Below are 26,830 nucleotides of genomic sequence, written 5' to 3'. Positions count from 1 at the left end.
TTGGAGTGGGCAATGGTGTATTTATCCAAAAACGGCAAAAAGAGTAGGCAGAGAAAATCCAAGCAAAACAACACGTTAGACGGTATTATTAATTCGCTTGCCGCTTAAGGTTCTGTACATGAGTGAATACTGGCCCCATGAGGATAATCCGCTACCGCATACTGCATTGCTTCGAGACGGTCCTCTTTCATAGGAGGAGAGCAATCATCACCCAAGCTAACGATGATATAACTCCCTCCCTTTGCCGCTTGTTCAGAGATCGTCGGTGATAATATCCCATCATTGGTCATTTCTGAGGTTATCGCAGCCCTCGGCATTGGATGCTTTTTGGCTTGAAAGATCGTATCAGGTCGTTCAATAAAGCCCGTGTTTATTTTTTCAACAGGCACTTGAACATGAACATCGATACCACCATCAGGAGCATTGATAGAGCCTGACCAGTGTACATAGGCAGGACTATAACCATGAGCAGCAATCTCAGCCTCGGCAAGGCGCGCGATCAACTCTTCGAGCTGAGTATCGGAAAAGCGGAGTAATTCATCTTTCTCAATATCAAAAATGGCCACGACACCTTCCCCCCAAATTGAACGCTCATATCATATTCGGAGGTAAGTCAGTAATCCATTTAATGAAAAGAACCATCGCCGCTTGAGAGCGAATTTTGCTCCGCAAACGATTGGAAAAAGAAAAGACGCCGCAAGGGCGTCTTTTTTACATTTTTATGTTTGAAGGATGAAAGGGCGTTAGCCGCTTATTCCCATTCGATGGTTGCAGGCGGCTTGCCGGAGACGTCGTACACCACGCGGGAGATACCGTTGATCTCGTTGATGATGCGATTCGACACGTGGCCGAGGAAGTCGTACGGCAGGTGAGCCCAGTGGGCGGTCATGAAGTCGATGGTCTCGACGGCGCGCAGGGCAATGACCCAGTCGTACTTGCGGCCATCGCCCATGACGCCGACGGAGCGCACCGGCAGGAAGACGGCAAACGCCTGGCTGACCTGGTTGTAGAGGTCGGCCTTGCGCAGCTCTTCGATGAAGATGGCGTCAGCCTTGCGCAGCAGGTCGCAGTACTCTTTCTTCACTTCACCAAGCACGCGCACGCCCAGACCCGGGCCCGGGAAGGGGTGACGGTAGAGCATGTCGTAGGGCAGGCCGAGTTCGAGGCCGACGCGGCGCACTTCGTCTTTGAACAGCTCGCGCAGCGGCTCCACCAGCCCCATCTTCATCTCTTCCGGCAGGCCGCCGACGTTGTGGTGGGACTTGATGACGTGGGCCTTGCCGGTCTTGCTGGCAGCGGATTCGATGACGTCCGGGTAGATGGTGCCCTGGGCCAGCCACTTGGCGTTCTTGAGCTTCTTGGACTCGTCGTCGAACACTTCGACGAAGACGCGGCCGATGGTCTTGCGCTTGGCTTCCGGCTCGTCGATACCCGCGAGAGCGGAGAGGAAGCGCTCTTCGGCGTCGACCTTGATGATGTTCAGGCCGAAGTGATCGCCGAACATGTCCATCACCTGCTGGCCTTCGTTCAGGCGCAGCAGGCCGTTGTCGACGAAGACACAGGTCAGGCGATCGCCGATGGCGCGGTGCACCAGCATGGCGACCACGGAGGAGTCCACGCCGCCGGAGAGGCCCAGGATCACCTCGTCGTCACCCACCTGCTCGCGGATGCGGGCAACGGCGTCGTCGATGATGGTGGCCGGGGTCCAGAGGCATTCGCAGCCGCAGATGTCCTTGACGAAGTGTTCCAGCATACGGGCACCCTGGCGGGTGTGGGTCACTTCCGGGTGGAACTGCACGCCGTAGAAGCGCTTGGCTTCGTCGGCCATGGCGGCATGGGGGCAGGTCGCGGTCTGGGCGATGGTGGTGAAACCGGCGGGGATCTCGGTGACCTTGTCGCCGTGGCTCATCCAGACATCCAGCAGGGCATTGCCGTTGTCGGCAATGGCGTCTTCGATGTTGCGCAAGAGAGCGCTGGTCTTGCCGGACTGGCCCAGCACTTCGACCTGGGCGTAGCCGAATTCACGCAGGTTGGAGGACTGCACCTTGCCGCCGAGCTGCTCGGACATGGTCTGCATGCCGTAGCAGATACCGAACACCGGCACACCGGCGTTGAACACGTACTCGGGGGCGCGCGGGCTGCCCGCCTCGGTCACGGATTCCGGGCCGCCGGAGAGGATGATGCCGCTCGGGTTGAACTCGCGGATCTGCTCTTCGGTTACATCCCAGGCCCACAGCTCGCAGTAGACGCCGATTTCACGGACGCGACGGGCGATGAGCTGGGTGTACTGGGAACCGAAATCCAGGATAAGGATACGGTGGGCGTGAATGTCTTTAGTCATTTTATTCCTGCATCAGGCTGATGTTGTCACAAAAAGCACGGGATAAAAAAAGGGTGGAAAAACGGGGCGCAGAGCCCCGTTTCATCAGCCCATCCGGTAGTTGGGGGCTTCTTTGGTAATGGTCACGTCGTGAACGTGGGACTCTTTCATCCCGGCGCCCGAGATGCGCACAAACTCGGCCTTGGTGCGCATGTCGTCGATGGTCGCGCTGCCAGTCAGACCCATGGAGGAGCGCAGGCCGCCCATCTGCTGGTGGATGATCTCTTTGAGGCGGCCCTTGTACGGCACGCGCCCTTCGATCCCTTCCGGCACCAGCTTGTCGGCGGCGTTGTCGGTCTGGAAGTAACGGTCGCTGGAGCCCTTGGACATGGCACCCAGAGAGCCCATGCCGCGGTAGGACTTGAAGGAGCGGCCCTGATAGAGCTCGATCTCGCCCGGCGCCTCTTCGGTACCGGCAAACATGGAGCCCACCATGACGCAGCTTGCGCCCGCGGCGATGGCCTTGGCCACATCGCCGGAGAAGCGGATGCCGCCATCGGCAATCACCGGCACGCCGGTGCCTTCCAGGGCGTCCACAGCGTCGGAGATGGCGGTGATCTGGGGCACGCCCACGCCGGTCACGATACGGGTAGTACAGATGGAGCCCGGGCCGATACCGACCTTGACGGCGTTGACACCCGCTTCCACCAGCGCCTTGGCGCCAGCGGCGGTGGCGACGTTGCCGCCGATGATTTGCAGGTCAGGATAGGCTTCACGGGTCGCCTTGATGCGATCCAGCACGCCCTGGGAGTGGCCGTGGGAGGAGTCAATCAGCAGCACGTCCACACCGGCTTCCACCAGGGCGGCGACGCGCTCTTCGTTGCCGGCACCGGCACCGACGGCGGCACCGACCCGCAGACGGCCACGCTCGTCTTTACAGGCGTTGGGCTTGCGCTCGGCTTTCTGGAAGTCCTTCACTGTGATCATGCCCTTGAGCTTGAAGTCGCCGTTGACCACCAGCACCTTCTCGATGCGGTGCTTTTGCATCAGGGCCACCACCTCTTCACGAGGGGCCCCTTCACGCACGGTCACCAGACGATCTTTCTGGGTCATGATCTGTTCGACGGTCTGGGAGAGATCGATGACGAAGCGCACGTCACGGCCGGTGATGATGCCCACCAGCTGGTTGCCGTCAGTCACCACGGGGTAACCGGCGAAACCGTTCTTGTGGCTCAGCTCCTTGATCTGGGCGATGGTCATGTCAGGGCGCACGGTAACGGGATCGCTGACCACGCCGCTCTCGTACTTCTTGACCTTGCGCACTTCGGCAGCCTGCTGCTCGATGGACATGTTCTTGTGAATGAAGCCGATGCCGCCTTCCTGGGCCAGTGCGATAGCCAGACGGGCTTCGGTCACTGTGTCCATGGCAGCGGAGATCATCGGGATATTCAGCGTGATCGCAGACGTGAGCTTGGTACGCAGGTCGGCGGTATTGGGGAGAACAGTGGAGTGGGCTGGAACCAACAGTACATCGTCGAAGGTCAGCGCTTCTTTGGCAATCCTGAGCATGGCAATATCTCACCGTTGAGGAGTGGGGGTGTAAAATATTGCCGACAAATTTTACTCATGCATTGGGCAGTGGTAAAGAAGTTTTTTGAATTTTTTATGGCGTAGCCCGATTTAACGCCACCAACAGGGCAAAAAACCAATAAATTCAGCCGTAACCATGCCGTTTTTCCCGACAAGATGATCTTTTTTGCCGTTGAGCCCCTTTCTGCCGCCAGTCTCCCGGAACGGCCTTTTTCCCTCTCAGCCGTCAGCCAGACCGGCTGTCAGTTCCCCTGATAGCGGCCCGGCTTGTGCCAGTTCATCAGCATGGCGTTCATGGCCAGCGCACTCAGGGTTGACCAGAGCAGCAGGGGAAGCGGCAGGGTGAGCAGAGAGAGCGCAAACACCAGCACATCCAGCACCATCTGGCTCTTTCCCGCATTGATGCCGGTGCGCCGTTGCAGCCAGAGCGTCACCACGCCGGTGCCCCCCACGGAGGCATTGTGACGCGCCAGAGACAAGACCCCCATGCCGAGGAAGGTTCCCCCCACCAGGGCGGCAAACAGGGGATGGACATAGCTCACCGTCAGCAGCAGCGGCACCGCCTGGGTGGCCGCCGAGAGGGCGACGTTGACGATCAGCGTCTTGAGGGTGAAGGCGCGCCCCATGGTGACGTAGCAGAACACCATGAAGGGCAGGTTCACCAGGAAGAAGAGCACGCCGATGGGCAGGGTGCTGACATGGGCGATCAGCAGGGCGATGCCCGCGATGCCACCGGTGATCATGCCGGAACACTTGAGCAGATTGAGCCCCACGGCGATAAACATGACCCCGAGCACCATGCCGTAGACATCGTCCTTGAGGGTATGGGCCAGCCCCCTGCCCGCAGCCGCTGGCTGCATGGTCATTTCACCTTCCATATGACTCCTTAGATCCGATTTGATGGTGGCATCCGTTGCCCGACAACCAGGCCGAGTTGGGGCTGATGGCGGCGGCCCGTTCACCTTGCCGTCCCCCCCCAATCTTGCGTCCCCCGCCCCCTGATGTCGCCATCGTGGGGATGACAAGGCACAGCAAAAAGAGCGCCAATCAAAACAAGAGTCCGCTATAACATAAATAATCAGATTTAAATTCCGAAAAATTCGCAATATGTAGGTCAAATGCACCACTTTAGTGATCGGCCATCACAGTGGCGCAGCATGTTTACCCGCGTCACCGAAAAAGGCCTCGTGCTATCCCCTTCACAGCCCGGTTTTTCGGCAGATCATGTCGATAGGATGCCGCTTTTCAGCATGGATGATGCTTGTCATGGGGGAAGCCCGGGGGCCATACGGCGTGTTTCTTCGGGGCGGGTTCCAGGGGCGGATGTGGATGTCGCGCACCAATAAAGAGCAATTGCACCAATATAGAGCAGCCGAGTGGCACAGTTTGCCTTGCACCGCAGCGCAAAGACGACATGGGCACCGCTTTGCTCACTGCCATGAGCACAGCAATGAGCACTCCAATATGCAGAGCATGAAGTGACTCGGGCGGCGGATGCACCACTTCCCTTCCCTCTAGCCCCCTGCCCATGAGCGTGCTGGTCGCGAGTCCACAGGTCTGCCCATCCACCAGCCCCCGCAGCCAGAGCCAGAGCCAGAGCCAGAGCCCCATCAGGATGGGGCATCCATTCAGGCATAGGCAGAAGGCAGAATAAAAAAGTCGGCCCGAAGGCCGACTCGCTGCACCCTGTGACAGGGCTTCCTTACTTGAGGTATTTGCCGTCAGCACCGACCTTGCCCGGGCCGTTCAGTACCCAGACCCGCGCCGAATAGGCGGGCACCGCAAAGCTCAGGCTGCCGTTGCTGACGCTCTGGCTCGCACCGGTTACCGCGTCCGTGTAGGTGCCGTTCTTCAGGCCACTCAGGTTTATCTGCTGGGCCGAGTTGGCCGCAAGGCCCACGGCGGCGTAGCTCCCTTCGGCACTCAGATCACGCACGAAGCTGATGCCGCTCCCCCACTCGTTCACCTGGCTCATGGGCGCTTTTTGCAGGGCGGGCACCGCCTTGCGGATCTGGTTCAAGCGCTTGATGTGCTGATAAAGCGGGTGGCTCGGGGTGGCGGGGTTGTCCAGCACCTCCCCGTAGTAGGCACGACCGGTCTGATCCACCGTCATGGTGGCCCCATCGATATCCTGGGGCTTGCCCGCCTGGAACATCACCTCCTCCCCGTAGTAGAGGGTCGGGATCCCCCGCGCCGTCCAGAGCAGGTTGTAGGTCATGGCCGCATTCCCCTCTTCCCCGCCGTAGCGGTACTTGAAGTCGTTGTCCGGCCCCACGTCATGGTTCTGGAAGAAGGTGATGAGCTTGGTGGCATCCCCATAGACCCAGTCCATGGCGAAAATCCCCCCTACCCCGCCAAAGTTCCCCCGGGTGACGTTGTCACGGAAGGTGGAGAAGAGGGAGAAGTCCAGCACAGAGAGGCCGGAATCGCCCCCTGCACGGGGATTGGCCGGGTTCGGCGTGGTGCGGGTATACCACCAGGGGCGGATCACCGCCGAGGCATTGTCGTTGGCCAGCTCAGAGCCCCAGCCGGTGCCCTTGACCAGGTTTTCGCCAAAGACGAACAGCCCCGGCTTGTGGGCCTGCCAGTCATGGACATAGGTCAGCAGTTCGTCCCGCTCGATGTGTTTCAAGGTATCGATGCGAATCGCATCCACCCCCATGTCGAGGTACTGACGAATGGCGCCGTTGAGGTAGTCCTTGACGTTCTGGTTACCGGTGGCCAAGTCGATGCAGTCCCCCGCCATGTGCTTGCGCTGCAGGGCGAGCGGGCTCTCCCAGTCACCACCGGACATGAAACCGTCCAGGTGATACCAGGCGGGATCCAGGGTCTGGGCGTCGATGCCGAAGAAGCGGTTGGGGTTGTAGCCTGCGCTCGGCACGGTGGCGCCGGTCTTGGGATCTACCAGGGGCTGGGTGCCCGCCGGATCGGACTGGCAGCGGGCCTTGTACCAGTCGGGAGCCGCCGGGTTGTCGTCGTCACAGCGGTTGGCACTGGCGTAGTCCCCAAGATTGCCCTGATAGGGACCATTGTTGATGAGTCCCTGGCTCGACCCCGCCGGTACGTAGTATTTGACGGGCAGGCGATCGATCCAGGTCTTGCCGCGAAGGCCGTACTGGCTCGAGTGGTTGAGCACCACATCCTGGATCACCTTGAGCCCCTTGGCGTGGGCCGCCTGGATGAACTCCCGGTAACCCGCCCCCGGCGACTCCAGACGGGGATCGACCCGGTAGAAGTCGTAGGCATGGTAGCCGTGGTAGTCGAGGCCGGAGCGGTTCTCCACCGGCGGCGTCACCCAGATGGCGGTGAAGCCGAGATCCTTGATGTAGTCGAGCTTGGCGATCAACCCCTTGAAGTCGCCGCGCCACTGGGGATCCCCCGCCTTGTAGCGATCCCGGTTGTAGTAGTTGTTGCTGGCATCGCCATCATAGAAGCGGGCAGTCAGCAGGAAGTAGATGCTCTCGGCGCGAAAATCGCCGCTCGCCACCCCCTGCTCGCCGATACGGTACTCGAAGCGCTGCTCGCGCTGATTACCGCTGGCGTCGATGGAAAGGGTGCGGATCACCAGATCGGTGCCGCTCCCCTTGTCACTCGCCACCAGGGGCTGGCCTGCATAGCGGGCCGATGCCGTGGTGGGCTGGCTGCCGTCCGTCGTGAAATGCACGGCGGGGGCGCTGTCCTGATCGTCGCTCACCCCCAGGGTGATGGACTGGCTGTCCACATAACTCCCCGGGGACGGGGTGGCCGTCACCGTGGGGGCCTGCAGATCGGCCCCGGCCAGCTTCTCCACCTCGATGGCCTTGCGCAGGCTGTCAAAGCAGATGCGATAACTGGTGTTGGCGCTGACCAGGTAATCCTGGGCCGGATACGCCTCGGTCCAGTCCCCCTTGTGGTCAATCTTGAAGCGGGGGTTGTTGCTGCCAAAGGCCTGCTCGGTGCAGAAGGTGGTGCCATCCTCGCTGGTCATGGGGGTGAGCCCCCAGTTGTTGGCCGTGCCCCGGAAGTACCAGCTGTCGCTGCTCTGTCCTGCCCCGACCACCACGCTCACGCTGCTGCTGCCCTTGGCGCCCTGATCGTCGGTGACCGTGAGGCCATAGGTGAAGGTGCCGGTCTGGGTGGTGTTGACGACGATGCTCTCCGTGGTCTCGCCGCTGCTCCACAGATAGCTCGCGATCTGGCCGTCGGGATCCGTGGAGTCGCTGCCGCTCAAGGTGAGCGACGCCCCCTGGGTCACGTTCACCGTCCCCCCCGGGGTGATGACCGCGAGCGGCGGCTGGTTGTCATCCCCAAGGGGGGTGATGCTGTAGGCCAGGGTCTGATCGTTGACCTGGATGCGCACCGTGCCCACGGCGCTCCAGAAGATGTCGCCGCCACTTTTCTCCAGCACGCCGTCGCCGTTGCTGTCGCCAAAGTTGACGGCCCAGTCCCCAGCCTGATCAAACTTGAGGCGCTGGCTCGCCTTGCCATCCAGGTAGGCTTCCACCTGCCACAGGTGATCCCCTACCAGGGTCATGGGGAGGCTGGCCCAGCCGTTGAAGGTGCCGCGCACGTTGAGCTGCGGCAAGGTGCTGGCAAACCCCGAGGCCTCGCAACTGGCCACCGCCGTCGCGCTCACCGCCTGGGTGCTGGCGTTGATGCGGATCTGGTACGCCGTGTTGACATTGACCCCGTAGTCGGCCGCCGGGTAGCTCTGCTGCCAGTTGCCGTACCTGTCTATCTTGAAGCGCGGGCCGCCGCTGGCATCCCCGCTCACGAAGCGCTGACAGGTATCAAAATTGACGCCGTCCGTCGACGTCATGGCGGTCGCCGCCCATCCATTCGCGGTGCCCCGGAAGAACCACTCCGCCGCCGTGCTCGGCGCCGTGATCAGGGTTCCCAACAATCCGGCCGCGAGTATCCATCTAGCCATTGATAGTCCTTTATTTTCATTGTTTGTGTGTAACGCCGGTGTGTCCCGGCATTCCTCATCCGCGATGTCCCGCCTTCGAATGAGTCACGCCAGTCTAGGGCGTGCACTGGTCGATTCATGGCCAATGCGTATGAAATGTGACCGAAATCGCCCCGTGGATAATGCAGATGTGATTGATAGCGCTTTCATTTCCTGGCGCAGAAGTGAGGGGCACCCCCATCGGGGAGAGCAAGATGGCCGCCCTCCGCGATCACCTCGGGCACAGGGTCAGCCCCTGCCTCCTGCACGGCGCCGTTGCCATCGGGGACACTTGCCCCCATGATGCAATCCCCCTTGCCATCTCGGGCAACAGGGCGGTTCATTCAGGGAGAAACGATGAGACCATCGGATTACGGGAGATTGCTCGCGCTGGCAGCCATCTGGGGTGCCAGCTTCTTGTTCATGCGCATCGCGGCGCCGGCGTTCGGCTCGGTCAACACCACCTTCCTGCGGGTCTTCTTCGCCCTCGTCGGGCTCGCCGCCATGCTCCTGCTGCTGCGCACCCCCATGCAGTTTCAGGGCAAGCTCAAATCCATCATGGTGCTTGGCATCATCAACTCCGGCGTCCCCTTCCTGATGTATGCGGTGGCGGCCCTCTGGCTGCCCGCAGGGTATTCCGCCATCCTCAACGCCACCACGCCCCTGATGGGCGCCCTCATCGGCTTCTCCTTCTTTCACGAGGCGCTGACCTTGCGCAAGTGGGCCGGGGTGATGCTGGGGCTGGTGGGCATCGGTCTCATCACCACCACCGGGGAGGTCGACCTGAGCGGCCAACTGGCCATCGGGGTGCTGGCCTGCCTCATCGCCACCGCCTGCTATGGCTGCGCCGGCTTCCTGACGAGACGCTGGGTCACCGAGCGGGGAGGCCTGGACGCCAAACTGGTGGCCTTTGGCAGCCAGATAGGGGCCGTCCTCTTCCTGCTTCCCTTCTTCGGCTACACCCTGGCGACCGGCCCCGCCGTCGACTGGGCCCAGCCTGGGGTCTGGGCCAGCGTGCTGGCGGTCGGCTTCCTCTGCACCGCCTTCGCCTATCTGCTCTATTTCAGGCTGATCGCCGACATCGGCCCCCTGCGAAGCCTCACTGTCACCTTCCTCATTCCGCCCTTCGGCATCCTGTGGGGCTATCTGGTGCTGGGGGAAACCCTCACCGGCGGCTTCGTGTTCGGCGGCGCCGTGGTCTGCCTCGCGGTCTGGCTGGTGACCAGCCCCGCCAAAGCCATCAAGTCGGCCAAGGCACAAGCCTAGGCTCCGCGTCATCTGCCGGGCCCATGGCTCGGCAGATGGGCGCAACTGGGGTAAGATGACCCCCATCGTTTCTCCCGCCCCGGCGGACACCACAGCAGGGCCAGCCTTGAATCACCTCGAACCCGCCAGTCAGAGCAGACAACAGCAGATCTTCACCGTCACCCGCCTCAACAGCGCCGTGCGCATGATCCTGGAGCAGGATCTGGGGCTGGTGTGGCTCACCGGCGAGCTCTCCAACCTGGCGATGCCAAGTTCCGGCCACTGGTACTTCTCCCTCAAGGACATGTCGGCCCAGGTGCGCTGCGCCATGTTCAAGGGCAACAACCGCCGGGTGCCGTTCCGTCCCCAGGATGGCATGCAGGTGCTGGTGCAGGCGCGAGTCTCCCTCTATGAACCCCGGGGCGACTACCAGCTCATCATCGAGTCCATGCAGCCCGCCGGGGATGGCATGCTGGCCCTGCGCTTCGAGGAGCTCAAGCGCCGCCTCGGGGCCGAAGGGCTCTTTGACGAAGGGCGCAAGCGCCCCTTGCCCCGGGAACCCCGCGCCGTCGGGCTGGTCACCTCCGCCACCGGCGCCGCCCTGCACGACATGCTGACGGTGCTTGAACGCCGCGCCCCGGACTTGCCCGTCTTCATCTACCCGACCCAGGTGCAGGGGAGCGCCGCCACCGCCCAGATCGTCTCGGCCATCATGCTTGCCAACCGCCGCGCCGAGGTGGATGTGCTCATCGTCGGACGCGGCGGCGGTTCCCTTGAAGATCTCTGGTGCTTCAACGAAGAGGCGGTGGCACGGGCCATCGCAGGCTCCGCCATCCCCGTGGTGAGCGCCGTAGGACACGAGGTGGACGTCACCATCAGCGACTTTGCCGCCGACCTTCGTGCCCCCACCCCCTCTGCCGCCGCCGAGCTGGTCGCGCCGGACAGGAGCACCCGCGCCCAGCGCCTCGTGCACCTGCGCCAGCGGCTCACCCAGGCCATGAGCCGTCACCAGGTCGCCGCCCGCCATGGCTTCGTCCTGCTGCAGAAGCGGCTCGATCATCAGGATCCCAAGCGACGGCTGGAGCAGCAGTCCCAGCGCCTCGACGAGCTCGACCGCCGCTTGCAGCAGCACCTGCGTGATCGCCTGCACCAGGGGGAGCGGCGCCTGGCGGGCCTCGCCATGCGCCTGCAGGCCAGAAGCCCCGAAAAGCGGCTGGCCATCGGCAAACGTCGTCACCAGCTTGCCGAGGAGCGCCTCCATGCCCTCATCGCAAAACGCCAGGATCTCGCCCGCCACCGCCTCGCCATGCTGGGAGCCCGCCTCGACGGCATCAGCCCGCTGGCCACCCTGGGGCGCGGTTACGCCATCGTGCGCACCCCCTCCGGGGAGGTGATCCGCCGCGCATCCCAGGTCAATGCAGGCCAGACCCTGATCACCACCCTCGCAGAGGGAGCGCTGCGGGTACGGGTGGACGAGGTCGACAACCGCTGACAAAAAGCGGGGGCCTGCACCAGGCCCCCGCCTCCTTTCTGTGCTCCGATAGCCCGTTATACCAGGGCATGACCGGCCATCTTGCCCGGGTGGCCGGATGGTTTCTCGCCCCCCTTGATCCCCCCCGGTGGATTGCACCTCAGATACTCGAACAACCCGGCCTGCAAATTCACGTTCCAGAAACGCCCCGCCAGGGTGAGGGCGAGACGCTCGGCCGAGAGCCGTGCCAGCCCGTGTCGCTGCCAGGCCTCAAAGAGCGGCATCAGGTGGGAGACCAGCCCCTGTGGCAATTGCGACAACGCCAGCCATCCGGTATCGAGCCCCCCTCGCAGCAGCCCGTCGAGACGGGCATCGGGATTGGGCCTCATCACCATGCCGGGAGCACGCACGCCCCCCGCCTGCGCCTCATGCCAGGGCGCCAGATCCCGGCCATACATGAGGCCGTGGCCGTGAATGTTGCCCCCCGCCCCTGCGCCGAAGGGCAGGATCTCGGCGCCCCACTTGGCCATCTGGTTGTAGCGGCTCTGCTCGGCATCGATGCGCCGCCAGTGGCTGCAGGAGAGCCGCTCCCAGCCCCCCGCCTCCAGCGTCCGTGCCCCGTCGGCATACATGACTGCCCGCTGCTGGCCATCGGCGGCCCAGCCCAGGGTGCCTTTCTCGTCGGCGCGCGCCAGGTTGGTGCCCGCCATGGAGATGAGTTGATAGAGATCCACCCCGTGCACCCCGCTCGCCATCACATCCGCGATATCCTGGCGCCACACGGCCTCATCCTGCCCCGGCAGACCGAAGATGAGATCCGCCACGATCACCGCCTCGTTGTGGCGGGTCAGCGCCGCCAGCCGGGACAGCAAGGTCTCCCTGTCATCGAAGCGGGCCGCCTGCTGGCGCACGCGGGTATCAAAACTCTGCACGCCGAACGAGAAGCGGTTGAAGCCACCCGCCAGGGCCGTCTGCCACTTCTCGTCATCAAAGCCGTTGAGCCGCCCCTCCAGGGTCAGCTCCGCATCCACGGTCAGGGGAAAACGGCGGATGGCGCTGGCCAGGCGGGCGAGATCGCCCGCCGCCATGTCGGTTGGCGTGCCGCCCCCCACATAGACCGCCGAGAAAGGCCGGCTCTGGACAAGCGGCGTCTCGGCTGCCTGGTGCAGCGACCCGCAGAGTGCCTCCATGTAGCGACTCATGCGCGCCGGATTGGCGCCGTTTTCGAAGAAGTTGCAAAAACTGCAGCGCTTGCGGCAAAACGGGATATGGATATAGAGCGCTCGGGCCTTGGCCTCGCTCTCCTGCTGCCACCATGCTTGCCAGCCGGCATCGTCCAGCATCAGGGGGGCGGCCCCTCCCCGGCTGGCATGGGCCGACGTCTTGGCGGTGAAGGCGAATTTGAGGGGATCCGGGGTACAAAGCCCCGTCATGGTCGAAGAAAGCTGGAGAGTCGTCACTGGGGTTACCCTGCGCAAATAACGCAAATGATAACGAATATCAGTTGCAGATATTTGTGCTGGATCAAGTCGGGAAGGATTGAGCCGTCACTCTGTCCCTATCAGAGCAGCAGCGCGTCAGGCAAGGAAGGCGTGAAACAACAAGGGAAGAGAGCCACTCTCCCACTGGAGAGTGGTGGCACACACAGGATCAGGCGGTTGATTCAAGGCTCCCGACGGGAGCGCCGCGCCGATACCGGCTGGCGGGGTCAGCCATTGCCGATGATGATGGCAACCCGGCGATTTACCGCTCGTCCAGCAGCGGTCGCGTTGTCGGCGATGGGCGCCTCTTCTCCGCGGCCGCGGATATCCAGGTTCCCCTGGGGCATACCCACCGACACCAGGACATCGGCCACCGACCGTGCCCGCTTGAGGGAGAGTTGCTGGTTGTAGGCCTCATCACCGTTGGAGTCGGTATGACCGTCCACCCGGGCCCGGTTCAGTCCTACCTCAATCAGGGCCTTGCCGAGTTTCTCCACCACCTGGCGGGTCTCGGGGTTGAGGGCCCCCACATTGTTGGCGAACAGCACCTTGTTGGAGATATCCAGGGTCCATCCCTCGTCGGTCAGGTGAAATCCCTGCTCCTTCAAGGCGGCGATCTGCTCCGCCGTGAGCCCCTGGGGAGGGCTCTGGCACGCCGCCAGCACACTCAGCAACAGTGCCACCAGGCCCGCTTTGATCGGGTTTAACATGCGCATTCTTATCATCCTTTCACTATTTCCGGTTCAACTTCACGTGCTCGTTTTTCGTGTTTCTCTCTCCTCCCTGCGTTGTCGTTTGGCTTGATACATGGCGTCGTCTGCCCATTGCAGCAGGGCATCCGCCGTCTTCCCCTGCTCGGGATAGCGGGCAGAGCCGATGCTGATCCCCACCCCGAGATGGCGACCGTCACTCAATACCACGGGGGTGTTCATGGCCTGCTGCACTCGCCCTATCACCTCGCGCACCTCGTCCTCCCCATGGATCGGGGTCAGGAGGATGACGAACTCATCTCCCCCCAGCCGGCAGACCAGATCCAGGGGCCTGAGCTGATGCTGCACCCGCCGCGCCACGGCGATCAGCACTTCGTCGCCGATGCCGTGGCCCAGGTTGTCATTGATCTGCTTGAAACGATCGCAATCCAGATAGAGCAGGGCAAAACCTTCATGCCCCTTGTTGCCTGCCAGGATGGCCTGCTCCATGCGAGCCTCGAACAGAGCGCGGTTGGGCAGACCGGTCAGGGGATCATGGGTTGCCTGATGCAGCAGGCTGGCGTTCTCCCGCTTCTGGTGAGCCTGCCAGGCTTCCAGCTCATCGAGCAGCGAATTGAAATCCTCACCCAGCTCGTGCAGCTCGGCGATATTGGCCGCCGGCACCCGCTCCTTGAGGGCCCGCTGGCGGCTGACGTTGTAAGCCACCTCGGTCAGGGCCTTGAGGGGGGCCGTGATGGAGCGCTGCATCCGGCGCGCCACATGGAGTGCCCCGAGAATACTGATGAGCAGGCACACCAGGGTAGCCAGCAAGGTCTGCAACAGGAATCGCAGCAGGTACTGGCCGTGACCGACCAGATGCACCCTGGCTATCTCCTTGTGCTCGCGCACCATGGGGAGCGCCACGGGCCCCGGCAGGATCAGGCGGGCCAGGTGCTGCTCCAGGGTGGTCCAGGGGGTGGTGATGTCCCGGCGCCAGCTCGCCAGTACCTGGCCGTCCGGCAGCACTATGCTGGCGCTGGCTATGTCTTCCCGGGAGGTGATGGTCTCCAGGGCATCCAGTGCCGCCTCCTTGTCATGGAAGACCACGGCCGCCTCAGTGGTGTAGCTGATGGCCCGCGCCACCAGCTTGAGGTTGTGATCCGCATAAAGGCGCAGCGCCAGCAGCGCCGTGACGGTCAGAAACAGCCCTGCCATGCAGACGGCAGTCAGGGAGACATCATGTGGGTGCGCCCCAGACTCTGTCGCAAGGTAAGCCGGGGAGTGGCGTGATGGACCGTCATCGCACCTCCTCATCGGCTCGCGCCAGCTTGAGCACGGCCGGGTGCACTCGTACGCCGCTGCGGGCCAGCGCATCCAGATTGACCCGAAAACGCACCCTCTCCTCCCCGGCCTGCAGACAGAAGACCGCATCGGCGATGCATTCGCGGCTCTGCTCACTGATGCTGAGGATGGCGTGACCGCGCAGGCGTTCGAACAGGGAGAGGCGCTGCGCCGGTGCCAGCACCCCCAGATAGATGACATCGCAGCGCTGGATCAGCGCCTCATCGTCCATGTCGTAGCGATGGACCTCCACCGGTCGGCCATTGGCCTGCCGTTCGATGGTCAGAAGGGATGACGCATATTCCGTCGGCGCCGTGATGCAGAGCCGAAGTCTGGCGGGCTCGCTGGGCCAGCGGGTGTAACTGAGGATATCGAGCACGGTCTGGCGACCATGTCGCTGCGCGCCTCGGCGGAGGTTGCCGCCATGGCCTGGTTTGCCAGCATCAGCATGCAGCACAGTGGCGCCAGCCACATCAGTAACCGGAGGTAACAAAACATCTGCATGGTGCCCGCGAGAGTGTCCAGGTCGGCGCCGGGGTCACCCGACGCCATGATGAGTGTGCCTGCATGGCACCGCACCGAGCTTACCAGCCGGGTGGCCAGCCCCCAGAGGCAAGTGGCACGGTTGCGTCACCGGGTGTCGCAGCCGTGCCTGCAAGGCGCTCAATGCCCCAGGCAGACACCGTCCATCGACACTACTTCTTGCCAATCCCATATTCGCGCAGCTTGTTGGCGATGGCGGTATGGGAGACACCGAGCCGCTTGGCCAGTTGGCGGGTGGAGGGGAACGCCGGGTAGAGCCGCTCCAGCAGGCGGCTCTCGAAACGCTTCACCGCCTCGTCGAGCCCCCCCTCGAACCACTCGTCGATGAGCGGCATGGCATCGGCCGCCACCGGCAAGTCCACGTGCTCGGGTCCAATCTCGTCCCCTTCCAGCAGGGTCATGGCCCGATAGAGGCAGTTTCGCAGCTGGCGTACGTTGCCGGGCCAGCGGTAGGCGGTGAGGTACTCGGCCATGTTGCGGGTAAAGCGCGGACGCGGGCGCTGCAGTTCGCTGGCAAAGCGCGACACGAACTGCTGGGCCAGGGCCATGATGTCCGCCTTGCGCTCGCGCAGCGGCGGCAGATTGAGGCTAAGCACATTGAGGCGGTAGTAGAGATCTTCGCGAAACTTCCCTTCATGGACCAGATCCAGCAACTGCTTCTGGGTGGTACAGATGAAGCGCACGTTGACCCTCACCTCCTGCTCGTCACCGACCCGGCGAAACACGCCATCTTGCAGCACCCGCAGGAACTTGGTCTGCAGATGGGGGGACATGTCGCCGATCTCGTCCAGCATCAGGGTGCCGCCGCTGGCCAGCTCCAGCACCCCGCGCTTGCCCTCGGTGTTGTTGCCAAAGGCGCCGGGGGCATAGCCGAACAGCTCGCTCTCGGCCACGTTGTCCGGCATGGCCGCACAGTTGAGCGCCATGAAGGGGTGGCTGGAGCGCAGGCTGGCGCCGTGGCAGGCCCGGGCCAGCAACTCCTTGCCGGTGCCGGTCTCCCCCACGATGAGCAAGGGAGCGTCCTGCATCGCGAGCTTGGCAGCCTGGGCCAGCACTTCTTTCATCTTCTGGCTCTCGGCCTGGAGGTGCTCAAAGCCCCCCACTTCTACCGCGTGCAGGGCACTGAAGTGCATGCCGACCCGGCGGGCGGATTTGAGCACCACCACGGCGCCGGCCAGAGCCTGCTTGCCCTTCTCTTCGGCCACGAACAGCGGCATCAGATCGCCCAGGTACTCTTCGCCACCGAGGCTCAGCTTGCAGGTCTGGGGCTTGATCTCCCCCGACTCCAGCCAGCGGCCAAACGAGAAGCCCTTGACCAGGGAGGCGATCGCCACGCCGCGCACCTCGTCCGGTGGCAACGCCAGGGTGGTGAGGGCGGCCTGGTTGGCCTGGGTCACCCGCCCCTTGCTGTCGAGGGAGAAGACCAGGTCCGGCAGTGCCTTGAGCAGGGCCTCTATCTCGTGGTGTTCCCGCTCGGAGGGCATGTAGGGGATGGTCTTGACGTCATAGACGCCGGGAATGCGGCGAATTTCCGGCATCAGATGCTGAAAGTCACGGAACTCCAGCTCGGGGAAATTGAGATAGATGATGCCTGAGGTATCGATTTCGATGCCGCGCAGATCGATGTTGTGCTCCACCAGTCGGTCGAGCAATTCCCGGGTCAGGCCCAGACGGTCTTCACAGCTGACTTCAAGACGCATTCGGCACACACTTCCTAGCTAACATTCTGAATAACGGGATAATACAGACTCGATCCCGCCAGTGCGAGCGCTCCCCCACAAAAATGCGGGCCTGCCCCGCTTTCACCGGGCAGGCCCTGTCTGCGCTGGCGCCAGACGGCGGTTACTTCATCAGTCCGTCGGTGCGGGCTGCCATGATGAAGTCGTTGCGATGCAAGCCGCCTATCTTGTGGGTCCACCAGCTCACGGTCACCTTGCCCCATTCAAGCAAGATCGCCGGATGATGGAACTCCGCCTCCGCCAGTTCTCCGAGGCGGTTGGTGAACGCCAGCCCCTCCTTGAAGTTGCGAAATACAAATTCACGACGCAGTTGCAGCTCGCCGTTGACCACCAGGGGCTGCCAGTCGGGGATGAGGTGCATCAGCTCCCCCAACTCCTGATCGCTCACCCTGGGGGCATCGGCGCGGCACGCCTCGCATCGTTGACTCGCCAGTTCAGTCATTCGGGACTCCTTTCATGAAACATCGTGGGAATGAATACGGGTCAGCTCGCCTGCTTGCCGGCAATGGGGGCAAAGCGGGGTGGACGCAGGCCAAGACGACGGGCCTCGGCCACGGCCGCCATGATCCCCGGCCCCTCCAGACCATAGAGGGTATCGAGACGAGGCAGCACGAAATAGGTCGGCTGCATGATGTCGATGCGATAGGGGGTACGCAGGATCTCCAGCAGATCGAAGGGTTGCAGCTTAGGCTTGCCCGAGAGGGCATAAGCGGTCTCGCCGATGGAGGAGAGAATGCCGCCGCCGTAGATGCGCAGCCCCTCCTCCCCCTGCAGGAGGCCGAACTCCACCGTGAACCAGTAGAGCCGCGCCAGATAGACCCGCTCCTCCTTGCTGGCATGGCGTCCGAGCCGACCATACAGGTGGGTGAAGTGGGCAAAGGCCGGGTTGGTCAGCATGGCGCAGTGGCCGAAGATCTCGTGGAAGATGTCGGGCTCTTGCAGGTAGTCGAGCTCATCCCGGCGGCGAATGAAGGTGGCGACGGGAAAACGGCGATCAGCGAGCAGCGCGAAGAAGTGATCAAAGGAGATGAGTGCTGGCACCGCCGCCACCGACCAGCCGGTGGCGGGCATCAGGGCAGCGTTGATCTCGCCCAGCTGGGGGATGCGGTCCAGAGGCAGGTCGAGGCGTGCCAACCCGGCCTGGTATTCGTCGCAGGCCTTGCCATCGAGCGCCGCAAGCTGGCGTGCAATCAGGATCCGCCAGGTGCCGTGCTCCTCGTCCGTGTAGTGGATCCTGCCCTGCCCATCCGGTTGGCGGGCCGTGTAGAGACTTGCCATGAGTGATCCCATCCTTCGGGTGCCAGCCGCCATCCGGGCGGTCACTGGCCGTTGAGTCATGGGATCACTGTAACGGTTTGCCCCTCAAAAAAGCAGCCGACCCCGGGGTCGGCTGCTTTTGACAATTGTAAATTATTTGTGACACCCCTATCGAATCCCAGCCACCTCACGACTTGTTGAGATAACCCGCCAACTGGCCGATCAGCCGCTTGCGCAACTCCCCCAGTTTCGGCTTCTCGTCGGCACACCAGGGGAGCGGACGACAGGCTTCCATGGTACGCATCCCGAGGCGCGCGGTGAGCAACCCGGCCCCGACCCCTTGGGCAGCGCGGGCGGAGAGCTTGGCGGTCAGCTCGGCGCCCAGCAGATCCATCCCTACCTCGGTCACCAGCTCGGTGGCCCCCGCATAGAGCATGTTGCGAAACACCTGGCGAATGAGGCGGATGCGGCTCCAGTAGCCGAGCTCGATGGCATAGACATCGGCGATGTCCTCGATCATCCGCAGGTTGCGCCAGAGCATCAGCATCATGTCGACCGTGGCGAGCGGGCTCAGGGCCACCAGCACGGCGGCCTCCCCCGACCATTTGGCGACGCGGGCCTGGGCCAGCTTGTCCCGCTCGGTGAGCACCAGCTGGCTGTAGAGGGTCAGCACTTCCCGATCGCTGTGGCTCTCGTCAAGCTGGGATAACCAGGTGCGATACCCTTCCCGCCCCTTGTCACCGCTCTTCTCGGCCAGGGCCTCGCAGAAGGCCTGCCCCTGACCGACCCCCTGATGGGCCAGCAGATCCTCGGCTCTTGAGCGCACATCCTGGCGCCGCTTCAAGGTGCGCAGCCGCAGCCATTCGCGCCCCGCCACCGCGGCGGTGCCCACCGCCACCAGGCCGGAGGCGAGCAGCCAGGCGCCGCCCCAGAAGGGGGAGGCGGCAAACTGATCCACCAGAAAAGCGCCAAACTGGCCAAGCGACAGCAGCCCCACCCCGCCCAGCCCCCAGGCCAGCAGACGATGACGGCGCCGAGGCCTGACGTGAAGCGCGGGTTCCACCTCGGTGAGCTCGTCCAGCGCGTCCAGAGGCTCGAAGCTCTCCTCTTCCAACCGCCGGGCCGGGGCCGGTGGCTTCGCTTCGCTTGCCATCGAAGGCGCGGGCTCCAGCGTCACCTTGCCTTGCAGGGGAGCGGCGTCATCGGTGCGCCATCTTGTCTGATCGTTCATCGCATTCTCTCCTGTGGGCGCCCCTCGAGCACAGCGGGCCACCCACCCGTTATTCGAGGTGATCCCCGAGCAGGAATTCCAGCGCCGCATCGAGCCGGATATGGGGGAGCGCCTGATGAGCGCTCATGGGCAGCGGGCGAAAGGCCTGAAAATCAAACCCTTGAGTTTTCCACCACTGCGCAGGCGGGATCTGGGCAGGCACCTCCCCCGGGAAGAGCAGCAAGGGCTCGCCCGAGAGGGTAGTGCCACGAATGGCGGGAAATTCCCGTCCGTCTGCCACCCCCTTGCCCACCTCGGTGGCCTTGATGGCGGCCAGCGCCAGGCATTCGGTCTCTATCCCCTCGAAGCGGGCCTGACCCCGGCCACGGCTCACCAGATGCTGCAGGAGCGACACCAGAGGCCCGTGCTGCTCCGGCGTGACGTGATCGGCCTTGCTCGCCACAAACAGCAGCTTGTCGATGCGCGGGGCGAACAGACGGCGCCACCAGTTGCTCTTGCCGTAGGCGAAGCTTTCCATGATGCGGGCGATGGCCTGCTGCATGTCACCAAAGCTCGCGGCACCGGCATTGAGGGGCGCCAGGCAGTCCACCAGCACGATCTGGCGATCAAAGCCTGCAAAGTGCTGCTCATAGAAGCCCTGTACCAGATGCTGCTTGTACTGCTCGAAGCGCTGCTTGAAGGTGGCGTAGAGAGTGCCGTCTTCGGGGGAGTGCGTGGGCATCTCCCACACCCAGGGCACGAATTGCAACAGCGGCGCACCGGCATACTCGCCGGGCAACACGAAACGCCCGGGCTGGATGAGGTGAAGCCCGAGATCCTGCTTGCAGGCGTGCAGATAATCGGTGTAGCGGGCGGCCAGTTCGCTGGCGGCCCGCTCCTCGAAGGCTTGATCTGCCTGCCAGAGCGGCGTCAACCAGCCTGCCGCCAGGGCTTGCAGCTCGGGGCGGCACAGTTGCTCCCGCACCTGCTCGCTCCACTGCTTGTAGTTCAGATCCAGCAGCGGCAAATCCAGCAGCCACTCCCCGGGATAATCCACCAGATCCACATAGAGGGTGGAGATCTCCCCCAGGTGCCGACGCAGCGGATGGCGGGTGCGATAACGGATCTCGAGGCGTACCTCGGCCACCCCCCGGGTCGGCGCGGGCCAGGCGGGCGGATCGCCAAACAGGGCATCGAGGCCCCGTTCATAGGGAAAGGTGGGAATGTGGGCGTTTTGCTGGGGCACCCGGCGAGCACCGAGGATGCGTCCCTGGCGCTGGGCGTCCCAGAGTGGCAGACGACCGTCGATGGCCGCGTGCTCCAGTTGATTGACCAGCGCCGTGATAAACGCGGTCTTGCCACTGCGAGAGAGGCCGGTGACCGCCAGCCGGATGTGGCGATCCCGGGCCCGGTTCACCGCGTCAACGGCCTTGTGCTGGAGCACAGACCAGGAGTGTTCAAGTTTGTTGCGTATCAAGGCGGGTCTTCTTCTCCTTGTGATCACATCAGAGAGACGGCCGCGAGGCAGTATCCTCGCGGCCCGGCACGATTAGAGCTTGCTGAACTCCCGTTGCAGGGTGAACTCCTTGGAGGTCACCAGCTTCTCGATGCGCTGCACCCTGGGCTCCAGTGCATCCAGCTCCTGACCGATGCGGGCAAGGGCCTGATGAGGTGTGACGCCTGCCTGCCAGCTGCGCGCCTTCATCCGCACCTCTGCGAACTCGGCATCTTCCTGGGAGTAGAGGGTGACCGGCTTCTTGTCGAGCAAGAACCAGGCGGCAATATAGGCGGTGAAGGTGATGAAACCGGCGAAGATGAGACCACTGATGGCCAGCAGCCGCACGATCCAGGTCTCCACCCCGAAGTACTCTGCCAGACCGGCACAGACCCCGGCAATCTTGCCCCGCTGGGGATTCCGGTACAGGTTGCGCCCTTCACGACTGACAGTGTTCATACCTTGTGCCTCCAACCGGGGACTTCCGCATCCAGAATCGACGCCAATACGGTTTCGGCCCGCTCCGGCTTTTTGCCACAGTCATGACCTCTCTCATTGAAAACCGTCATACCTTGTTTCTCCAACCAGGAACCTCGGCATCCAGAATCGACTCCAGGGCGCCGACCCGTTCCTGCATCTTCTCGGCACGCACCAGCAAGCCCTGCAGCTGTTCACGCTCACCATCGGCAAGACCGGCGCCAATGCGTCCCTTGGCGCGGTAGTGCAGCACCAGCCAGATGGGGGCCACCACCACCATGAAGACCACCATGGGAACCATCAATACACCCAGCAGATCTGCCATCTGTTACTCTCCCTGTTTCGGTGCCGGATTGTGCTGGCCCAGCTTCTGGCGCATGGCTTCCAGCTCGCGGCTGATCTGGTCGTCCGCTTCCAGCTCGGCAAACTGCTGGGCGAGCGCCTTGTCGGACTGCCCCAGATCGGCGCGGGCTTCCATCTCGTCGATGCGGCGCTCCATGCGCTCGAACTTGCTCACCACGGCCTGACTGTCGCCACGGGCCACCTGGCTTTGCACATTGAGACGGCTGCTGGCGGCTTCGCTGCGAATGGCCATCGCCTTCTGGCGGGCACGGGCGTCTTCCAGCTTGGCTTCCAACTGGCGGATCTCCTCCCCCAGCTTCTCGATGCCGCTGTCCACCGCCTGCTGTTCACGAGACAGGGCGTCGGCAAGCTCCGCCTGCTTGCTCTTCTCGATGAGGGCGGCACGGGCCAGATCTTCGCGCCCCTTGGTCAGGGCCAGCTCGGCCTTGCCCTGCCACTCGGCGACCCGCTCCTGATGGCGGCTCACCTGACGGCCGATCTCTTTTTGATTCGCGAGGAAGCGGGCCAGGTTGGAGCGCTCCTTCACCAGTTCATCTTCCATCTCCTGGATGATCAGACGCACCATCTTCTGGGGATCTTCCGCCTTGTCGAGCAGGGCCGTCAGATTGGAATTGATGATGTCGGCCAGGCGAGAAAAAATGCTCATGATTGTACTCCTGTGATAGGCATCGGGTTGTGTCTCCATTGACAATGGCAACTTGTGTGCCAATCTGGAACAATATTTAACTTGTTGATTTATATGGGCACTCAGAATGCAGTTCAAGTCCCGGGGAAACAAGTGATGATTAAAATAACCAACTTTTGGTAAGATTAACCAGATTTTTCAACTCACAGGGGCAGGGATGACCACGGCCACGGAAAGTCTGTTGGGTGAATCCAACGCATTTCTAGAAATCATCGAGCAGGCATCGCGCCTCGCGCCGCTGCGCAAGCCCGTGCTCATCATCGGCGAGCGTGGGACCGGCAAGGAGCTCATCGCCCACCGCCTACATTATCTCTCGGATCGCTGGGATCAAAGCTTTGTCACCATCAACTGCGCCACCTTGAGCGAGAGCCTGCTGGAGACCGAGCTGTTTGGCCACGAGGCGGGCTCCTTCACTGGCGCCGCCAAGCGCCATCAGGGGCGCTTCGAGCGGGCCGACGGCGGCACCCTGTTCCTCGACGAACTGGCCACCACCAGCGCCCGGGTGCAGGAAAAACTGCTGCGGGTCATCGAGTACGGGGAGTTCGAGCGGGTGGGCGGCGCCAAGCCCCTCAAGGTGGATGTGCGGCTGGTGTGCGCCACCAACGAGGATCTGCCAGCACTGGCGGAAAAAGGACGGTTTCGTCACGACCTGCTGGACCGGCTCGCCTTCGACGTCATCACCCTGCCCCCCCTGCGGGAGCGGCGCGAGGACATCCTGATGCTGGCGGAGCACTTCGCCCACGGCATGACCCGGGAGCTGGGGTATCCGCTCTTTGCCGGCTTCTCGCGCAAGGCGACCCAGCTGCTGCAAGATTACCCCTGGCCGGGCAACGTTCGGGAGCTCAAGAACGTGGTGGAGCGCAGCCTCTATCGCCAGGGCAACCCCCAGCTGCCGCTGGCGGATCTGGTGCTCAATCCCTTTGACTCCCCCTGGCGCCCCCGTGCCCGAGGTGACGCCGCCCCTTCCACGGACGCGCCGACCTCGGCAGAGACGGCCCCGATCCCGACCCTGCCGCTGGATCTCAAAGGGGCGGTAGCGGAGTACGAGATTAATTTACTCAAGCAAGCGATGCAGCAATCCCAGTATAATCAGCGCAAAGCAGCCCAGTTGCTGGCCCTGAGCTATCACCAGTTCCGGGGGATGCTGCGCAAATATCAATTGCTGGACGGGGATGACAACAGTGGCAACCAGGAGGCGGGCTGATGCCTTGCACCGGGTCTGTGCGCGCGGATAACGCGGCGCACGTCACCCCCGACGGGAGCGCCTGCCCGGCCGCCCCCCGCAACGCGCCCGCCCCCTGGCGGGCAACTTTGTCTGAAAACATGGTTCCAACATGAGAATGCTCACCCCCCTGCTGCTTGGTCTCCTGGTCCTGGTCAGCGGCTGTCAGAAACGCGATGAAGCCTCCAAAACCGGGCTCATCTATTGTGCCGAAGGGGCACCCCGAACCTTCAACCCGCAGCTTGCCAATTCGGATGCGACCCTGGATGCCAGTGCCCGTCCCATCTACGATCGCCTGCTCGAGGTCAATGCCAACACCCTCGGCATCGAAGGGGGGCTCGCCACCCGCTGGCAAAGCAGCGAGGACGGCCTCTCCTATACCCTGACCCTGCGCAAGGGAGTGACCTTCCACCGTACCCCCTGGTTCAGCCCGACCCGTCACTTCAATGCCGACGACGTCCTGTTCACCTGGCAGCGTCTGCTGGACGAACACCACCCCTTCCACGCCGTCTCCGGCGGCGAGTACCCCTATTTTTACAGCCTGGGGCTCGGCAACCTCATCAAGCGGGTCTACAAGAAGGGGTCCTATGAGGTGGTGTTCGAGCTGAACCGCCCCGATGCCTCCTTCCTCGCCACCCTGGCCAGCGACTACGCCATCGTGCTCTCCGCCGAGTACGGGGAGCAGATGCTAAAGGCCGGCACCCCGGCGCTGCTGGACAGCCGCCCCATCGGCACCGGCCCCTTCAGCTTCAAGGAGTATCGCCACAACGAGTTCGTGCGATACCTGCGTCACCCCGGCTACTGGGGCGGCGAGGCCAGAATGGAGCAGCTCATCTACGACATCACCCCCAAATCCTCCAAGCGCCTTGCCAAGCTGCTGACCGGCGAGTGCGACGTGATGAGCACCCCCTCTGCCAGCCAGTTGTCGGTGATAGACAAGGACTCCCACCTGGATCTGTCGGTGCAGTCGGGGATGAACGTCGCCTTCCTCGCCCTCAATACCCGCAAGGCCCCGTTCAACAAGGTGCAGGTGCGCCAGGCCCTCGCCAGCGCCATCAATGTGCAGAATCTGCTGCAGGCGGTCTATTTCGAGACCGGCCAGAGCGCTGCCAGCCTGCTGCCGCCCCTCTCCTGGGGTTACAATCCCTCCCTGCCCCAGCGCAAGCCGGATCTCAAGCTCGCTCGCCAGTTGCTCAAGGACGCGGGCTACCCCAACGGCTTCGAGATGCAGGTGCTTGTGCAACCCGGCGCCCGTCCTTACAACCCGGACGGTCTCAAGACGGCGCAACTGATGCGCAGCGATTTCGCCAAGATTGGGGTGAGCCTCAAGATAGTGCAGCAGGCCTGGCCGGTCATCGAGACCCGGCTCGCCCATGGACAATATGACAGCCTGCTCTCGGGCTGGATCGCCGACAACGCGGATCCGGACAACTTCTTCCGCCAGTTGCTGAGCTGCGCCGCCGTCGAGCGGGGCAATAACTACAGCCGCTGGTGCAGCCCGGCGTTTGATCAGCTGCTGGACGATGCGGTGACCACCCCGCAGCTCGCCTTCCGCCTGCGCAACTATTACTATGCCCAGTCCCTGCTCAACGAGCAGTTGCCGCTCATTCCCCTGGCCCATGCCCTGAGAACCCAGGTGAGTCGCAGCGACATTCAGGGGCTGACCCTGATGCCCTTTGGCGGCACCACCTTCAACCAGGCCCATCGGGAGTGACCATGACAGATAACCACTCCATCGTCGGGCCATCGGCGCACCGTCCCCAGGAGGCATGACCATGTTTTTCTATATCCTGCGCCGCATCACCCTGCTGGTGATCACCCTCCTGGTGCTGACTCTGGGGGCCTACCTCCTGGAGTTTCGCCTCATCACCCAGGTGCTGGATTTCTGGCACGGCTATCCTGACTTCCTCCAGCGCATCGCCGCCGGGGATTTCGGGCTCTCCAGCGTCTCCGGCCAGCCGGTCCTCGACGAGATCCGTCACTACTTCCCGGCGACCCTGACCCTCTGCCTCGCCGCCTTCGCCATCTCGCTGCTGGTGGGCATCCCCTTGGGCACCCTCGCGGCCCTCTATCAGGGGCGCAGCCCGGACCTCTCCATCATGGCCGCCGGCCTCGTCGGCTATGCCATCCCGGTCTTCTGGCTGGGGCTGCTGATGGTGATGTTCTTCTCCCTGGATCTTGGCTGGCTCCCCTCTTCTGGCCAGATCAGCCTGCTCTACGACGTGCCCTCCATCACCGGGATCGCCATCGTCGATGTGTTGATGAGCCAGGAGCCCTGGCGGGAGGCGGCCCTGCACGACGCCCTGCGCCATCTGGTACTGCCTTCCCTGGTGCTGGCCGTGGTGCCCACCACCGAGGTGATCCGCCACGTGCGCAGCTCCCTCATCGACGTGATGAAACAGAACTACATCAAGGCCGCCGCCAGTCGCGGACTCTCCCGCCGCCAGATCGTCTGGCGTCACGGACTCAAGAACGCCCTTCCCCCCGTGTTGCCGCTGCTGGGGCTACAACTTGGCAGCGTGCTCACCTCCGCCATGATCACCGAGGTGGTGTTCGACTGGCCCGGCATCGGCCGCTGGCTGGTGAGCAGCATCGCGTTGCAGGACTATGCCGCCATCCGCGGCGCCTTCCTGGTGGTGGCGAGCTTCGTCATCTTCATCAGCGTCAGCACCGATCTGCTGACCACCATCATGTATCCGGCACGGCGTAAAGAACTCTATGCAAGACAAGATTGATTGCGGTCTGTGGTTGAACCACGGCGGCCCATGGGCCACC

At 63.2% G+C, this 26,830-nt stretch carries 20 protein-coding genes and 2 pseudogenes; 5 read left to right on the top strand and 17 right to left on the bottom strand.

Annotated features, from left to right (window positions below; genetic code table 11):
- Positions 1–104: 104 nt before the first annotated feature.
- The 5 genes from ACNPAA_RS05195 to ACNPAA_RS05175 all read right to left on the bottom strand — a co-directional run bounded on the left by ACNPAA_RS05195 (position 105) and on the right by ACNPAA_RS05175 (position 8,819).
- Positions 105–566 carry a hypothetical protein gene (locus ACNPAA_RS05195; RefSeq protein ID WP_417891624.1) on the bottom strand — a complete coding sequence of 154 codons (462 nt, stop codon included), beginning with the start codon at positions 564–566 and terminating at the stop codon, positions 105–107.
- A 185-nt stretch (positions 567–751) separates the two neighbouring features.
- Entirely contained in the window at positions 752–2,341 is a 1,590-nt protein-coding gene (gene guaA / locus ACNPAA_RS05190; RefSeq protein WP_010674550.1) for a glutamine-hydrolyzing GMP synthase, read from the bottom strand.
- Positions 2,342–2,425: 84 nt separating this feature from the next.
- Positions 2,426–3,889 (bottom strand): IMP dehydrogenase, encoded by a 1,464-nt coding sequence (guaB, locus tag ACNPAA_RS05185; RefSeq protein WP_010674549.1) that lies wholly within the window; start codon positions 3,887–3,889, stop codon positions 2,426–2,428.
- A gap of 263 nt (positions 3,890–4,152) precedes the next feature.
- Entirely contained in the window at positions 4,153–4,788 is a 636-nt protein-coding gene (locus tag ACNPAA_RS05180; protein WP_010674548.1) for a YitT family protein, read from the bottom strand.
- Between the two features lie 824 nt (positions 4,789–5,612).
- Entirely contained in the window at positions 5,613–8,819 is a 3,207-nt protein-coding gene (locus tag ACNPAA_RS05175; protein ID WP_417891623.1) for an alpha-amylase family glycosyl hydrolase, read from the bottom strand.
- A gap of 375 nt (positions 8,820–9,194) precedes the next feature.
- Here ACNPAA_RS05175 and ACNPAA_RS05170 point away from each other — a divergent pair, with 375 nt between their 5' ends.
- Positions 9,195–10,103, top strand: a complete 909-nt coding sequence (locus ACNPAA_RS05170) for a DMT family transporter (RefSeq protein ID WP_103243224.1) — start codon at positions 9,195–9,197, stop codon at positions 10,101–10,103.
- Between the two features lie 106 nt (positions 10,104–10,209).
- Positions 10,210–11,574, top strand: a complete 1,365-nt coding sequence (gene xseA, locus ACNPAA_RS05165) for an exodeoxyribonuclease VII large subunit (RefSeq protein ID WP_143238326.1) — start codon at positions 10,210–10,212, stop codon at positions 11,572–11,574.
- Between the two features lie 56 nt (positions 11,575–11,630).
- Here the strand turns inward: xseA and hutW are convergent, their stop codons facing one another.
- The 12 genes and pseudogenes from hutW to pspA all read right to left on the bottom strand — a co-directional run bounded on the left by hutW (position 11,631) and on the right by pspA (position 22,794).
- Entirely contained in the window at positions 11,631–12,986 is a 1,356-nt protein-coding gene (gene hutW / locus ACNPAA_RS05160) for a heme anaerobic degradation radical SAM methyltransferase ChuW/HutW (protein ID WP_104455843.1), read from the bottom strand.
- Positions 12,987–13,261: 275 nt separating this feature from the next.
- Positions 13,262–13,750 carry an OmpA family protein gene (locus ACNPAA_RS05155; RefSeq protein ID WP_279955937.1) on the bottom strand — a complete coding sequence of 163 codons (489 nt, stop codon included), beginning with the start codon at positions 13,748–13,750 and terminating at the stop codon, positions 13,262–13,264.
- 33 nt (positions 13,751–13,783) lie between these two features.
- Positions 13,784–15,024 (bottom strand): annotated as a pseudogene (locus ACNPAA_RS05150) (diguanylate cyclase domain-containing protein).
- A pseudogene (locus tag ACNPAA_RS05145) lies at positions 15,021–15,538 on the bottom strand (YfiR family protein). The pseudogenes ACNPAA_RS05150 and ACNPAA_RS05145 overlap by 4 nt, the downstream one beginning before the upstream one ends.
- A 221-nt stretch (positions 15,539–15,759) precedes the next feature.
- Positions 15,760–17,307, bottom strand: coding sequence for a transcriptional regulator TyrR (gene tyrR / locus ACNPAA_RS05140; RefSeq protein WP_010674540.1), 1,548 nt, complete (start codon positions 17,305–17,307; stop codon positions 15,760–15,762).
- 142 nt (positions 17,308–17,449) lie between these two features.
- A complete protein-coding gene (locus ACNPAA_RS05135) occupies positions 17,450–17,788 on the bottom strand; it encodes a 4a-hydroxytetrahydrobiopterin dehydratase (RefSeq protein ID WP_010674539.1) in 339 nt (112 codons plus the stop codon).
- 41 nt (positions 17,789–17,829) lie between these two features.
- Positions 17,830–18,624 (bottom strand): phenylalanine 4-monooxygenase, encoded by a 795-nt coding sequence (gene phhA / locus ACNPAA_RS05130; RefSeq protein WP_323937687.1) that lies wholly within the window; start codon positions 18,622–18,624, stop codon positions 17,830–17,832.
- 166 nt (positions 18,625–18,790) lie between these two features.
- Positions 18,791–19,834, bottom strand: a complete 1,044-nt coding sequence (locus tag ACNPAA_RS05125; RefSeq protein WP_103858956.1) for a YcjF family protein — start codon at positions 19,832–19,834, stop codon at positions 18,791–18,793.
- A 49-nt stretch (positions 19,835–19,883) separates the two neighbouring features.
- On the bottom strand, positions 19,884–21,290 hold the full coding sequence (locus tag ACNPAA_RS05120) for a YcjX family protein (protein ID WP_103858955.1): 1,407 nt from the start codon (positions 21,288–21,290) through the stop codon (positions 19,884–19,886).
- Between the two features lie 72 nt (positions 21,291–21,362).
- The gene (pspC, locus tag ACNPAA_RS05115; RefSeq protein WP_052815256.1) at positions 21,363–21,767 is read right to left on the bottom strand and encodes an envelope stress response membrane protein PspC; all 405 of its coding nucleotides are present in this window, start codon (positions 21,765–21,767) and stop codon (positions 21,363–21,365) included.
- Positions 21,768–21,873: 106 nt separating this feature from the next.
- On the bottom strand, positions 21,874–22,110 hold the full coding sequence (gene pspB, locus ACNPAA_RS05110; RefSeq protein ID WP_210538510.1) for an envelope stress response membrane protein PspB: 237 nt from the start codon (positions 22,108–22,110) through the stop codon (positions 21,874–21,876).
- A gap of 3 nt (positions 22,111–22,113) precedes the next feature.
- Positions 22,114–22,794 carry a phage shock protein PspA gene (gene pspA, locus ACNPAA_RS05105; protein WP_010674534.1) on the bottom strand — a complete coding sequence of 227 codons (681 nt, stop codon included), beginning with the start codon at positions 22,792–22,794 and terminating at the stop codon, positions 22,114–22,116.
- Positions 22,795–22,990: 196 nt separating this feature from the next.
- On the opposite strand from pspA, the gene pspF reads away from it, so the two are divergent.
- The 3 genes from pspF to ACNPAA_RS05090 all read left to right on the top strand — a co-directional run bounded on the left by pspF (position 22,991) and on the right by ACNPAA_RS05090 (position 26,790).
- Positions 22,991–24,037, top strand: a complete 1,047-nt coding sequence (gene pspF / locus ACNPAA_RS05100) for a phage shock protein operon transcriptional activator (protein WP_161469905.1) — start codon at positions 22,991–22,993, stop codon at positions 24,035–24,037.
- A 136-nt stretch (positions 24,038–24,173) separates the two neighbouring features.
- Complete coding sequence (gene sapA / locus ACNPAA_RS05095; protein ID WP_200164922.1) at positions 24,174–25,769, top strand: ABC transporter substrate-binding protein SapA; 1,596 nt, start codon at positions 24,174–24,176, stop codon at positions 25,767–25,769.
- A 61-nt stretch (positions 25,770–25,830) separates the two neighbouring features.
- Positions 25,831–26,790: an ABC transporter permease gene (locus tag ACNPAA_RS05090; RefSeq protein WP_010674531.1), complete on the top strand. Its 960-nt coding sequence runs from the start codon at positions 25,831–25,833 to the stop codon at positions 26,788–26,790.
- The last annotated feature ends 40 nt before the right edge of the window (positions 26,791–26,830 follow it).

Origin of the sequence: Aeromonas sp. PS2Canimalfood6 (assembly GCF_048276795.1) — a bacterium.
Lineage (GTDB): Bacteria > Pseudomonadota > Gammaproteobacteria > Enterobacterales > Aeromonadaceae > Aeromonas > Aeromonas caviae.
This window is presented reverse-complemented; position numbering and strand designations above follow the sequence as displayed.